The following is a 12067-nucleotide window of genomic DNA, read 5'->3' on the forward strand; positions in this document are numbered from 1 at the left end:
GCCTGGGGGATCTACAGCGGTTACGAACTGTGTGAGAACACCCCGCTCCGGGAGGGCGGCGAGGAGTACCTGGACTCGGAGAAGTACCAGCTCAAGCCCCGCGACTGGGAAGCCGCCGCACGGGAGGGCCGCACCCTGGCGCCCCTCATCACCCGGCTCAACGAGGTGAGGCGCCGCAGTCCGGCCCTGCGCCGGCTGCGCGATCTGCACTTCCATCACACCGACAAGGACGCGGTGATCGCCTACTCGAAGCGGAGCGGATCGAACACGGTTCTGGTGGTCGCCAACCTCGACCCCCACCACACCCAGGAGGCGACGGTCTCGTTGGACATGCCACAACTCGGCCTGGAATGGCACGAGTCCGTGCCGGTGCGCGACGAGCTCACCGGCGAGACCTACTACTGGGGCAGGGCCAACTATGTGCGCCTCGAGCCGGGTCACAGGCCCGCGCACGTGTTCACCGTCCTGCGACCGTCCACCCCGCAGACCGGAGGGTCACCCACAATATGATCGTCAACGAGCCCGTTCCGGACACCTTCGAGGACACTCCCGCCAAGGACCGGGACCCGGAGTGGTTCAAGCGCGCCGTCTTCTACGAGGTGCTGGTCCGCTCCTTCCAGGACAGCAACGGTGACGGCGTCGGCGACCTGAAGGGCCTCACCGCGAAACTCGACTATCTCCAGTGGCTCGGCGTGGACTGCCTGTGGTTGCCGCCGTTCTTCAAGTCGCCGCTGCGGGACGGGGGTTACGACGTCTCGGACTACACCGCCGTCCTGTCGGAGTTCGGTGACCTCGCCGACTTCGTGGAGTTCGTGGACGCCGCCCACCAGCGCGGCATGCGCGTGATCATCGACTTCGTCATGAACCACACCAGCGACCAGCACCCGTGGTTCCAGGAGTCGAGGCGGGATCCGGACGGCCCGTACGGCGACTACTACGTCTGGGCCGACGACGACAAGCAGTTCCAGGACGCCCGCATCATCTTCGTCGACACCGAGGTCTCCAACTGGACGTACGACCCGGTACGCAAGCAGTACTACTGGCACCGCTTCTTCTCGCACCAGCCGGATCTGAACTACGAGAACCCGGCCGTCCAGGAGGAGATGATCTCCGCTCTGAAGTTCTGGCTGGATCTCGGCATCGACGGGTTCCGGCTGGACGCGGTGCCGTACCTGTACCAGCGGGAGGGCACCAACTGCGAGAACCTGCCCGAGACCCACCAGTTCCTGAAGCGGGTGCGCAAGGAGATCGACGCCCAGTACCCGGACACGGTGCTCCTGGCCGAGGCGAACCAGTGGCCCGAGGACGTCGTCGACTACTTCGGCGACTATTCCACCGGCGGCGACGAGTGCCACATGGCGTTCCACTTCCCGGTGATGCCGCGCATCTTCATGGCCGTGCGCCGCGAGTCGCGCTACCCGGTCTCCGAGATCCTCGCCAAGACGCCCGCCATCCCCTCGCACTGCCAGTGGGGCATCTTCCTGCGCAACCACGACGAGCTGACCCTCGAAATGGTCACCGACGAGGAACGCGACTACATGTGGGCCGAGTACGCCAAGGACCCGCGGATGCGCGCCAACATCGGCATCCGCCGCCGCCTCGCGCCCCTGCTCGACAACGACCGCAACCAGATCGAGCTGTTCACCGCCCTGCTGCTGTCCCTGCCCGGCTCGCCGATCCTCTACTACGGCGACGAGATCGGCATGGGCGACAACATCTGGCTCGGTGACCGCGACGCCGTCCGCACCCCCATGCAGTGGACCCCCGACCGCAACGCCGGCTTCTCGTCCTGCGACCCGGGACGGCTGTTCCTGCCCACCATCATGGACCCGGTCCACGGCTACCAGGTCACCAACGTCGAGGCGTCGATGTCCTCGCCCTCGTCGCTGCTGCACTGGACCCGCCGCATGATCGAGATCCGCAAGCAGAATCCTGCCTTCGGACTGGGGTCCTACACCGAGCTGCCGTCGTCGAACCCGGCGGTGCTCGCCTTCCTGCGCGAGGCCCCCCTGTCCAAGGACGGCGGGGACGACCTCGTGCTGTGCGTCCACAACTTCTCCCGCTTCGCCCAGCCGACCGAACTGGACCTGAGCCGGTTCGGCGGACGGCACCCCGTCGAGCTGTTCGGCGGGGTCCGGTTCCCGGCGATCGGCGAGCTGCCGTACCTGCTCACCCTCGCGGGGCACGGCTTCTACTGGTTCCGGCTGCGCCGCGACCCCGCGTAGTCCGGCCACCGTCCGGCCGGGTGGGGCGGGCCCGCGTTTCCACCGCCCCACCCGGGGCACGCATCAGTAACACCCCGACGACACACGGGGAAAGGACGTGACTCCATGGCGCAAACGGTCACCCCCTCCGGCACCTCCGGTTCACTCCTCACCTCGCTCGACCCCCTGTTGCGGGCCTGGCTCCCCCGACAGCGCTGGTTCGCGGGCAAGGGACGTCCGGTCACCGGCTTCACCCCGGTGACCGTCACCGAGCTGCTGCCTCCCGAGGGCCGACTCGGCCTCTACCACCTGCTCCTGCGGGTCCACCAGCCCGCCGCGCCCGGCGCGCCGCCGCATCCCGGCGACTGCTACCAGCTCCTCGTGGGAGTGCGCGAGGCGCTGCCGCCCAGGCTGGCGCCCGCGCTGATCGGCCATGTGACCGAGGGCCCGCTCGCCGGACGCACGGTGTACGAGGCCCTGTACGACCCCCGGCCGGCCGAGGTGCTCCTGGAGGCCCTGCGCACCCGGGCCCGCGTCGGCGCGCTGCGTTTCGAGCGGGACCCGGGGCAGGAGATACGCGCGGGCCTCGTGGCCCGGCTGATGACCGCCGAACAGTCCAACTCGTCGGTGGTCTATGGAGATACGTTCATCCTCAAGCTGTTGCGCCGGGTCGTGCCCGGCGTCAACCCCGACCTGGAGCTGCCCCTCGCCCTGGCCCGCGAGGGCTGCCCCCGGGTGCTCGCGCCGACCGGCTGGCTGCACGCGGAGCCGGGCGGGGAGCCGTATGTGCTCGCCGTCCTCCAGCCGTACGTCAGCGGGGCGAGCGACGGCTGGGAGCTGGCGCTGCGCGAGCTGGCCAAGGGCGAGGACTTCGCCGCCGAGGCCCGCGCGCTCGGCCGGGCCACCGCGGAGGTGCACACCGCCCTCGCCCGCGCCCTGCCGACCGCCACTCTCGGCCACACCCAGCTGGAGCTGCTGGTCGACGGCATGACCGAGCGGCTCGCCGCGGCCACGCAGGCGGTGCCGGCGCTGCGGCCGTACGAACGCGGGCTGCGCTCGGCCTACACCGCCCTCGCCGACCTGGCCTCCGAGGGCCGCACCTGGACCGCCCAGCGCGTCCACGGCGATCTGCACCTGGGGCAGTGCCTGCGCTCGCCGTCCGGGGACTGGGCGCTGATCGACTTCGAGGGCGAGCCGGCCCGGCCGCTGGCCGAGCGGCGGATGCCGCAGCCGCCGGTGCGGGACATCGCGGGGATGCTCCGCTCCTTCGACTACGCGGCCCACTCGACGACCCCGCCGGCCCCGGACTGGGCGCACGCCTGCCGGGCCGCGTACTGCTCCGGGTACGCGGAGGCGTCCGGCCGCGACCCGCGCACCGACCCGGTGCTGCTACGGGCCTACGAGACCGACAAGGCGGTCTACGAAGTCGTCTACGAGGCCCGGCACCGCCCCGAGTGGCTCCCCGTGCCGCTCTCGGCGATCCGTCGCCTCGCCACGTCCGACCCGACCTGACCCGCCCCTCGCCCGGGAGACTCGCTCGTGACGTCCAAGAAGTCAGCCGCCCAGAACAAGTCCGGCAAGGCCAAGGCCGCACGGAAGGCCAAGGAGCCGCAGGCCACGCGGGTACCCCCGCAGCCGGCACCGCCCGTACCGGAGATCGCCGTCTCCCCCGCCGTCGACGCCGGTGACCGTGCGCGGCTGCTGCACGGCACCCACCACGATCCGCACGCCGTGCTGGGCGCGCACCGGGTCCCGGGCGGCGTCGCCTTCCGCGCGTTCCGCCCCTCCGCGCAGGCGGTCACGGTGGTCTCCGGCGAGCTGCGCTCGGAGCTGCACGACGACGGCGACGGCTTCTTCTCCGGCCTGCTCCCGCTCGCCGAGGTCCCCGCCTACCGGCTGCTCGTGACGTACGACGGCACGGTCCACGAGACCGAGGACGCCTACCGTTTCCTGCCCACGCTCGGCGAGCTGGACCTGCATCTGATCGGCGAGGGCCGGCACGAGCAGCTGTGGCAGGCGCTCGGCGCGCACGTCACCACCCACCAGGGCGTGGCCGGCACCCGGTTCGCGGTGTGGGCGCCGAACGCGCGGGGCGTCCGGGTCACCGGCGGTTTCAACTTCTGGGACGGCACCGGTTCCCCGATGCGCTCGCTCGGTGCCACCGGGGTCTGGGAGCTGTTCGTGCCGGGGATCGGCGAGGGCGAGCCGTACAAGTTCGAGATCACCCGCCCGGACGGCTCGCGCACCCAGCGCGCCGACCCGCTGGCCCGCCGTACCGAGGTCCCGCCCGCCACCTCCTCGATCGTGCACGCCTCGCACCACGAGTGGGGTGACGCGGAGTGGATGGCCCACCGCGGCGACACCCCGGTCCACGCGGCCCCCTTCTCCGTCTACGAGGTGCACCTGCCCTCCTGGCGGCCGGGGCTGTCGTACCGCCGGCTCGCCGAGCAGCTGCCCGCGTACGTGCGCGAGCTGGGCTTCACGCACGTCGAGCTGATGCCGGTGGCCGAGCATCCGTTCGGCGGTTCCTGGGGCTACCAGGTCACCGGGTTCTACGCCCCGACGGCCCGCCTCGGCACGCCCGACGACTTCAAGTACCTGGTGGACCGGCTGCACCAGGCCGGCATCGGGGTGCTGATGGACTGGGTGCCGGCGCACTTCCCGCGGGACGAGTGGGCGCTGGCCGCCTTCGACGGGCGTCCGCTGTACGAGCACCACGACCCGCTGCGGGCCGCCCACCCCGACTGGGGCACGCTGGAATTCGACTTCGGCCGCCGCGAGGTGCGCAACTTCCTGGTGGCGAACGCGGTGTACTGGTGCGAGGAGTTCCACATCGACGGGCTGCGGGTGGACGCGGTCGCCTCGATGCTCTACCTGGACTACTCGCGCGAACCGGGCCGGTGGACGCCGAACGAGCACGGCGGCCGGGAGAACCTGGACGCGGTGGCCTTCCTCCAGGAGATGAACGCCACCGTGTACCGGCGCTGCCCCGGCGTGGTGACCATCGCCGAGGAGTCGACGGCCTGGGACGGCGTGACCCGGCCCACCCATCACAAGGGGCCGAGCGGCTTCGGCGGCCTCGGCTTCGGCCTGAAGTGGAACATGGGCTGGATGCACGACTCGCTCCAGTACATGAGCCACGAGCCGGTGCACCGCGCCTACCACCACCACGAGATGACGTTCTCGATGGTGTACGCCTACAGCGAGAACTACGTCCTGCCGATCTCCCACGACGAGGTGGTGCACGGCAAGCGGTCCCTGGTGTCGAAGATGCCGGGCGACTGGTGGCAGCAGCGTGCGAACCAGCGCGCCTACCTGGGCTACATGTGGGCCCATCCCGGCAAGCAACTGCTCTTCATGGGGCAGGAGTTCGCCCAGGGCGCCGAGTGGTCCGAGGCGCACGGCCCCGACTGGTGGCTGCTCGACCCGTCGTACGGCGCCGAGGCGGACCACCGGGGCGTGCGGGACCTCGTCGGGGACCTGAACGCGGTGTACCGGGCGACGCCGGCCCTGTGGCAGCGGGACACCGACCCGGCGGGCTTCCAGTGGATCACCGGGGACGCGACGGACGACAACGTCTTCGCGTTCCTGCGCCTGGACGCCGACGGCACCCCGCTGCTCGCGGTCTCCCACATGGCCCCGGTGGTCCGGCACGACTACCGGATCGGGGTCCCCGACGACGTCCCCGCCTGGCTGGAGGTCCTGAACACGGACGCGGCCCGGTACGGCGGCGGCGACGTCGTCCACCCCGACGTCGTCAAGCCGGAGGCTCAGGGCCGGCACGGCCGCCCCGCGAGCATCCGGCTGACACTGCCACCACTGGCCACGGTGTGGCTGCGCCCGGCCTAGGGCCTCTCGTTTGGATCATGCCGGGCTCGCGGGCCCGCGCCGCCCCTTCGGCGGCTCCTGCCCGCGGGCCCGCGCCCCCCGTCGCCAGGTCCTATCCGCGGGCCCGGGCCATCCCCTTCGGCAGGTCGCCGCAGTGCAGCACCCCGAGCCGCTGGGTGGCGCGGGTCAGGGCGACGTACAGGTCGCTCGTGCCGTAGGCGCCCGGCTCCACCACCAGGACGGAGTCGAATTCGAGGCCCTTGGCCTGGCGGGGGTCGAGGAGCACGACGGTCCGCGTCAGGTCGGGTTCGGCGCCGGCCGTGACGCCGTCGAGCCGGGCGGCCAGCGTCCGGTGCAGCTCGCGCGGGGCGATGACCGCCAGCCGGCCCTCGACGGGGGTGAGTTCGGCGACCGCCTTCGCCACCGCGCCGGGCAGGTCGTCGCGGACCTGCCGCACCCAGGGCCGGTCCCCCGTCGAGCGGACGGAGGCGGGCGGGTCGAAGTCCGGGTTCTCGGCGCGCACCACGGCCGCGGCCAGGTCCATGATCTCGGAGGGGGTCCGGTAGTTGACGCCCAGACGGGTGTGCTCCCAGCGGTCCTCGACGTAGGGGGCGAGGATGTCCTCCCAGGATCCGACGCCGGCCGCCTCCGCCGTCTGGGCGGGGTCGCCGACCAGGGTCATCGAGCGGGTCGGGCTGCGCCGCATCAGCAGCCGCCAGGCCATCGGCGACAGTTCCTGCGCCTCGTCCACGATGATGTGCCCGAACGCCCAGGTGCGGTCGGCGGCGGCGCGCTCGGCGGCGCTGCGGTGGTCGGTCTCCTCCTGCCGCTCGGCGAACCGTTCGGCGTCGATGATGTCGTGCGCCGAGAGCACCTCGGAGGCCTCCGGGTCGCCGTCCTCCTTGTCCTCGAACTCGTAGGTGCGGGAGGCGTACGAGACGTCCAGCACGCCCTGCGCGTAGGCCACCTGGGTCTCGCGTTCGCGTTCGGCGCGGGCCCGCGCCACCCGGTCGTCCTCGCCGAGGAGTTCGGCCGCCTCGTCCAGCAGCGGGACGTCGGCGACGGTCCAGGCGCGGGTCACCGGGCGGCGGATCGCGTCGGCGTCCCGCTCGGGCAGGTACCCGTCGGGTTCCGCGAGGAGATCGGCCACCAGCCGCTGCGGGGTGACCCGGGGCCACAGCTGGTCGATGGCGTCCCAGACCTCGGGGTTCTCGGCGAGTTCGTCGCGGATCTGGGTGACGTCGGAGGCGTCGAGCAGGCTGCTGCCGTCGTAGGGGTCGGTGCCCACGCGCTCGGCGTACAGCTCGGTGAGCGTGTTGAGGATGTGTCCCTCGAAGTACTCGCGGGCCGCGTTGTGGGGCAGCTTGGCGGCGCGGGTGCGCTCGCGGGCGACGCTCACCAGACCGTCGTCCAGCATGAGCACCTCGCGGTCGTGCTCGATCGCGATGACCGGGTCGGGCAGGGCCTGCCGGTCGCGGACGGCGGCGGCGAGGACGTCGGCCATGGCGGCGCGGCCCTTGACGGCGGCGGCCTCGGGGGTGTCGGCGCCGGTGGCCTTCACACCCGGGTACAGCTCGCCGACGGTGGCCAGCAGCACCCCGGTCTCGCCGAGGGAGGGCAGCACCTCGCCGATGTAGCCGAGGAAGGCGGGGTTCGGGCCGACGATGAGGACGGCCCGGCGGGCCAGCAGTTCCCGGTGCTCGTACAGCAGGAAGGCCGCGCGGTGCAGGGCCACCGCGGTCTTGCCGGTGCCGGGGCCGCCCTCCACGACGAGCACGCCGCGGTGGGGCGCCCGGATGATCTCGTCCTGCTCGGCCTGGATGGTCTGCACGATGTCGTTCATCCGACCGGTGCGCGCCGAGTTCAGCGCGGCCAGCAGGACGGCGTCGCCGTTGTGGTCCTCGTGGCCGGTGCGGGTGGCGTCACCGAGGTCGAGGATCTCGTCGTGCAGGGAGGTGACGGTCCGGCCCTCGGTGGTGATGTGCCGGCGGCGGCGCAGGCCCATCGGGGTGTGGCCGGTGGCCAGGTAGAAGGGGCGGGCGACGTCGGCCCGCCAGTCGACGAGGACCGGGGTCCGCTCGGTGTCGTCCTCGCGCAGCCCGATCCGGCCGATGTGGTGCTTGATGCCGTCGGCCAGGTCGATCCGGCCGAAGCAGAGCGAGCCGTCCACGGCGTTCAGCGCGGCGAGCAGCCCCGAGCGCTCGGCGACCAGGATGTCCCGTTCCAGCCGGGCCTGCATGGGCTTGTCGCCCTGGGCGAGCGCGTCCGTGACGGAGGTCTCGGCCTCGCCGCGCAGCACGTCCACGCGCGCGTACAGTCCGTCGATGAATTCCTGTTCGTGCCGCAATTCATCGTCCGGAAATTCGGTGTTTGACAATTCCGCTCCCGCCCGGATATACTCTGCTCAGTGAACTTCTCCGCGACCTCTCTCCAATGAAGTCGCGAATCACTGAATATACGCACAGAAATCCCCCGAGCGCAATTGCTCAGGGGATTTTTTCGTGGGTGGGTGCCGCTTTACAGCACGTCCGCCAGGTCGGCCAGCAGCCGGCGCTTGGGCCGGGCGCCCACGATCGACCGGACCGGTTCGCCGTCCCGGAAGAGCAGCAGCGTGGGCGTGGCCATCACACCGTAGGAGATCGTCGTCTGCGGATTGCGGTCCACGTCGATCTGTACGACCTTCAGCCGGTCCCCCTCCTCGAACGCGATCTCCTTCAGCACCGGCGCGAGCTGCCGGCACGGCCCGCACCACTCGGCCGTGAACTGCACCAGCACCGGAAGATCGGAGCCGATCACCTCCGCCTCGAAATCGGCGTCGGTCACCTCGGTCAGTCCGCTCACCAAGCTCACCGCGTCAGCCCTCCCAGTTCGCATGCGGGTTCCGGGCCCCCCGGAACCAGCGCGTCGGCGGCCAGGCCGTCGCGGGCCCGCTCGGCTCGCGAGAGCTGACCCGCGACCGTCTCGCGCACCGCCGTCAGCTGTCCGATGAGCGCGTCCAGCTCGGCCAGTTTGCGCCGGTAGACCAGCAGCGACGCCGGACAGGAGTCCCCCTCCGGATGGCCGGCCCGCAGGCACTCCACGAACGGCCGTGTCTCCTCCAGGTCGAAACCGAAGTCCTGGAGCGTGCGGATCTGCCGCAGCAGCCTGAGGTCGCTCTCGTCGTACGTCCGGTGTCCGTTGCCGTCACGCCGGGCCGGCAGCAGCCCCCGGGTCTCGTAGTACCGCAGGGTGCGTGTCGTGGTCCCGGCCCGCGCGGCCAGCTCGCCGATGCGCATGCGGGAAACGGTACGGGTTGACGTGGGCGTCAAGGCAAGACCGCCGGGCCGCTACGCGTGCACCACGCCGGCCGACTCCTCCACCTCCAGCAGCGAGGCGCTGTGCCGCTCCTCCTCGAACTTCCGGCGCCCGCCGCGCAGCCCGAACAGCCGCTTGGTCAGGGCGATGTAGAGGACCGCGAGGATGTTGAGGACCAGGGTCGCGATCTTCAGCCAGCTGACGTGCTCGGTGAGTTCGTAGATCTCCAGCGGGAGGAAGGCGGCCGTCGCCACCACCGTCAGGTACTCCGCCCAGCGCTTGGCGTACCAGAGGCCGACCGCCTCGACGATCTCGATCAGCGCGTAGGCCAGCAGCAGCGCGGCCACCAGCAGGAGCGTGGAGTGCCGGTAGCCGAAGGCCTTCTGGACGGAGCCGACGACCGGCGAGTGGTCGAGGTCGTAGTGGAAGTGCCGGAAGACCGGGCGGAAGACGTCGAGGTACTCGTCGAAGAGCCGGCGGACCGCGTCCTGGCTGTTGCTGAACTTCCACACCGCGGCCGCGACCAGCACGATGAACACCCCGCGCACGGCCCGCTCGACGGCCAGGAAGCGCAGCACGAACAGGTCCCGGAGCACCTTGCCGCGCGGCACCAGCGGCGCGTCCGCGGCCGGTCCCGAGCCGCGCGGCTCGCCGAGCACGAAGTCACCGCAGCGCAGGCACCGCCAGACGTCCCCGAGCGCCGTCCGGGCGTGCAGCCGGATCCGCAGCCGGGGATCGTCGGGCGCGTAGGTCACATGCCCCTTGCGCGCGCAGGTCCGCCGGTCCCAGTCGATCTTCATCCCCCGTGCCTCCGTACAGATGCCGACACCCGTACTGACGCCGGTGCCGGACGTGCCGTTGCGTTGATCGCCACGGCAGGTTACTGCGGCGGGGTGACCGTACTCTCCGTCGTCCCGTACTCCCCGTCGTCCCGCACCGGCTTCGGGCCGGGCTCGGTGAGTCGGGCGGACCGCGGCCCGAGGGCGCGGGGGCGGCGGCGTCAGCCGGCCGTGGTGTCCACCAGTTCCTGCTTCCCGGACTCCGGCTCCGGCGCGGCGGACGCGTGGCGCGGCAGCAGGACGGCGACCAGGACCGTGCCGATGCCCAGGATGACCGCGCCGACCAGGCTGGTGTGGGCGACCGCGTCGGAGAAGGCGGAGCCCACCGCGTCGGACATCTGCCGGGCGCCGGCGGCCAGTTCGGCGGCCTGCTGCTTGAGCTGCGCGGCCTGCTGCGGGTCGGTCGCCTGCTGGGCCCGGGCGGCGGCCTGGTGCGCCTTCTCGCCGATGCCCTGGGCGACGGCGTACCCGGCGCCGACCGAGTCCTGCGCGGTGTCCAGGGCGTCGGCCGGGAGCTTGCTGCCGGCGGTGGCGTCACCGAGGTGGTTGCCGTACGAGGTGGCGAGCAGCGAACCGAGGATGGCGATGCCGAGCGAGCCGCCCAGCTCCAGCGAGGTGTCGTTGACGGCGCCGCCGACGCCCAGCTCGGACTCCGGGAACGCGCCCATGATGGCGTCGGTGCAGGGCGACAGGGCGAGGCCGATGGCGAGGCCCAGGATGATCAGGGGCGCCACGAGGTCGCCGTAGGCGGAGCCCGCGTCCACCCGGGTGAGCAGGGCGAGGGCGGTCGTACCGCCGACCATGCCCGCGCTGACCGTCCACTTCATGCCGACGCGCGGGGTGAGCCAGCCGGTCAGGGCCGAGCCGACGAAGACGGCACCGGCGAGCGGCAGCATGCGCACACCGGTCTGCAGGGCGTCGTAGCCGAGGACGAACTGGAGGTGCTGGGTGAGGTAGTAGAAGGCGCCGAAGACGGCGAGGAAGAACAGGGCGACGGCGAGGTTGGAGCCCGCGAACCGGCGGCCGGCGAAGCGGCGCACGTCCAGGATCGGGCGCGGATGGCGCAGCTCCCACAGGACGAAGGCGATGAGGCCGACGCCGGCGGTCACGGCCGCGCCGACGGCCTTGGCGCCCCAGCCGAAGTGCGGCCCCTCGATGATCATGTAGATGAGCGCGCCGGTCCAGACGACGGAGAGCAGGCCGCCGACGTAGTCGATGCGGTCGTGATGGCCGGCCCGGGACGGCGGGACGAGCACGAAGGCGGCGACGAGCGCCACGGCCGCGATGGGCACGTTGATCAGGAACGTCGAGGACCAGCCGTGGTCGCGCAGCAGGGCGCCGGCGACGACCGGGCCGGCGGCGATGGCGAGCCCGGCGGTGGCGGTCCACAGGGTGATCGCCTTGGCCCGCTCGGCGCGCGGGAAGGTGGCGGCCAGCAGGGAGAGCGTGGCCGGCATGATCAGGGCCGCGCCGACGCCCATCACGGCACGGGCCGCGATGACGGTGGCCGCGCTGTCGGCGAGGTAGCCGAAGACGGCACCGCCGCCGAAGACGACGAGGCCGAGGACGAGTGCCCCGCGCCGGCTGTACTTGTCGCCGATCGCGCCGAGCAGCAGCATCAGCGCCGCGTAGGGGACGGTGTAGCCGTCGATCACCCATTGCAGGTCGGCGCTGGAGAGCCCGAGGTCCTTCGTCATGTCGGGCGCCGCGACCGTGAGGGCCGTGTTCGCCATCACGATGATCAGCAGGCTGAGACAGAGCACCAGCAGCGCCCACCAGCGCCGGGCGTAGGGGCGCTCCATCCTTTCGACCGGTTCGGTCATGACGAGTCGCATGGCAGGGGTGGCCTTCCTCGGATCGCGACGGGACTTGCACAATGGCGTGCAATTGCACAACCATGTG

Annotated in this window: 8 protein-coding genes and 1 pseudogene; 4 read left to right on the top strand and 5 right to left on the bottom strand. The window is 71.7% G+C overall.

The features are described from left to right. The 4 genes and pseudogenes from ACZ7KF_RS29210 to glgB all read left to right on the top strand — a co-directional run. Positions 1-510: pseudogene (locus ACZ7KF_RS29210) on the top strand (alpha-1,4-glucan--maltose-1-phosphate maltosyltransferase); the annotation flags it as partial. Continuing rightward, entirely contained in the window at positions 507-2225 is a 1719-nt protein-coding gene (gene treS, locus ACZ7KF_RS29215; RefSeq protein ID WP_471081328.1) for a maltose alpha-D-glucosyltransferase, read from the top strand. The pseudogene ACZ7KF_RS29210 and the gene treS, both read left to right, overlap by 4 nt. A 105-nt stretch (positions 2226-2330) precedes the next feature. After that, on the top strand, positions 2331-3716 hold the full coding sequence (locus tag ACZ7KF_RS29220; RefSeq protein WP_471081331.1) for a maltokinase N-terminal cap-like domain-containing protein: 1386 nt from the start codon (positions 2331-2333) through the stop codon (positions 3714-3716). Positions 3717-3743: 27 nt separating this feature from the next. Beyond that, a complete protein-coding gene (gene glgB, locus ACZ7KF_RS29225; RefSeq protein ID WP_471081334.1) occupies positions 3744-6053 on the top strand; it encodes a 1,4-alpha-glucan branching enzyme in 2310 nt (769 codons plus the stop codon). A 91-nt stretch (positions 6054-6144) separates the two neighbouring features. Here glgB and ACZ7KF_RS29230 read toward each other — a convergent pair whose 3' ends face one another. The 5 genes from ACZ7KF_RS29230 to ACZ7KF_RS29250 form a co-directional block, all read right to left on the bottom strand. After that, positions 6145-8427, bottom strand: a complete 2283-nt coding sequence (locus tag ACZ7KF_RS29230; RefSeq protein WP_471081833.1) for a HelD family protein — start codon at positions 8425-8427, stop codon at positions 6145-6147. 122 nt (positions 8428-8549) lie between these two features. Then, entirely contained in the window at positions 8550-8906 is a 357-nt protein-coding gene (gene trxA / locus ACZ7KF_RS29235) for a thioredoxin (RefSeq protein ID WP_471081337.1), read from the bottom strand. Further along, positions 8879-9307, bottom strand: coding sequence for a MerR family transcriptional regulator (locus ACZ7KF_RS29240; protein WP_471081340.1), 429 nt, complete (start codon positions 9305-9307; stop codon positions 8879-8881). Before ACZ7KF_RS29240 ends, trxA begins: the two co-directional genes overlap by 28 nt. Before the next feature lie 51 nt (positions 9308-9358). After that, entirely contained in the window at positions 9359-10126 is a 768-nt protein-coding gene (locus tag ACZ7KF_RS29245) for a DUF2127 domain-containing protein (RefSeq protein WP_471081343.1), read from the bottom strand. A 200-nt stretch (positions 10127-10326) separates the two neighbouring features. Next, positions 10327-12000: an MFS transporter gene (locus tag ACZ7KF_RS29250; RefSeq protein ID WP_471081345.1), complete on the bottom strand. Its 1674-nt coding sequence runs from the start codon at positions 11998-12000 to the stop codon at positions 10327-10329. Positions 12001-12067 lie beyond the last annotated feature (67 nt).

Source organism: Streptomyces sp. NPDC038200 (genome assembly GCF_055600785.1).

Coding starts and splice junctions, on each gene's coding strand:
- treS (WP_471081328.1), top strand. CDS start 507: ATGATCGTCAACGAGCCCGTTCCGGACACCTTCGAGGACACTCCCGCC.
- ACZ7KF_RS29220 (WP_471081331.1), top strand. CDS start 2,331: ATGGCGCAAACGGTCACCCCCTCCGGCACCTCCGGTTCACTCCTCACC.
- trxA (WP_471081337.1), bottom strand. CDS start 8,906: ATGCGAACTGGGAGGGCTGACGCGGTGAGCTTGGTGAGCGGACTGACC.
- ACZ7KF_RS29240 (WP_471081340.1), bottom strand. CDS start 9,307: ATGCGCATCGGCGAGCTGGCCGCGCGGGCCGGGACCACGACACGCACC.
- ACZ7KF_RS29245 (WP_471081343.1), bottom strand. CDS start 10,126: ATGAAGATCGACTGGGACCGGCGGACCTGCGCGCGCAAGGGGCATGTG.
- ACZ7KF_RS29250 (WP_471081345.1), bottom strand. CDS start 12,000: ATGCGACTCGTCATGACCGAACCGGTCGAAAGGATGGAGCGCCCCTAC.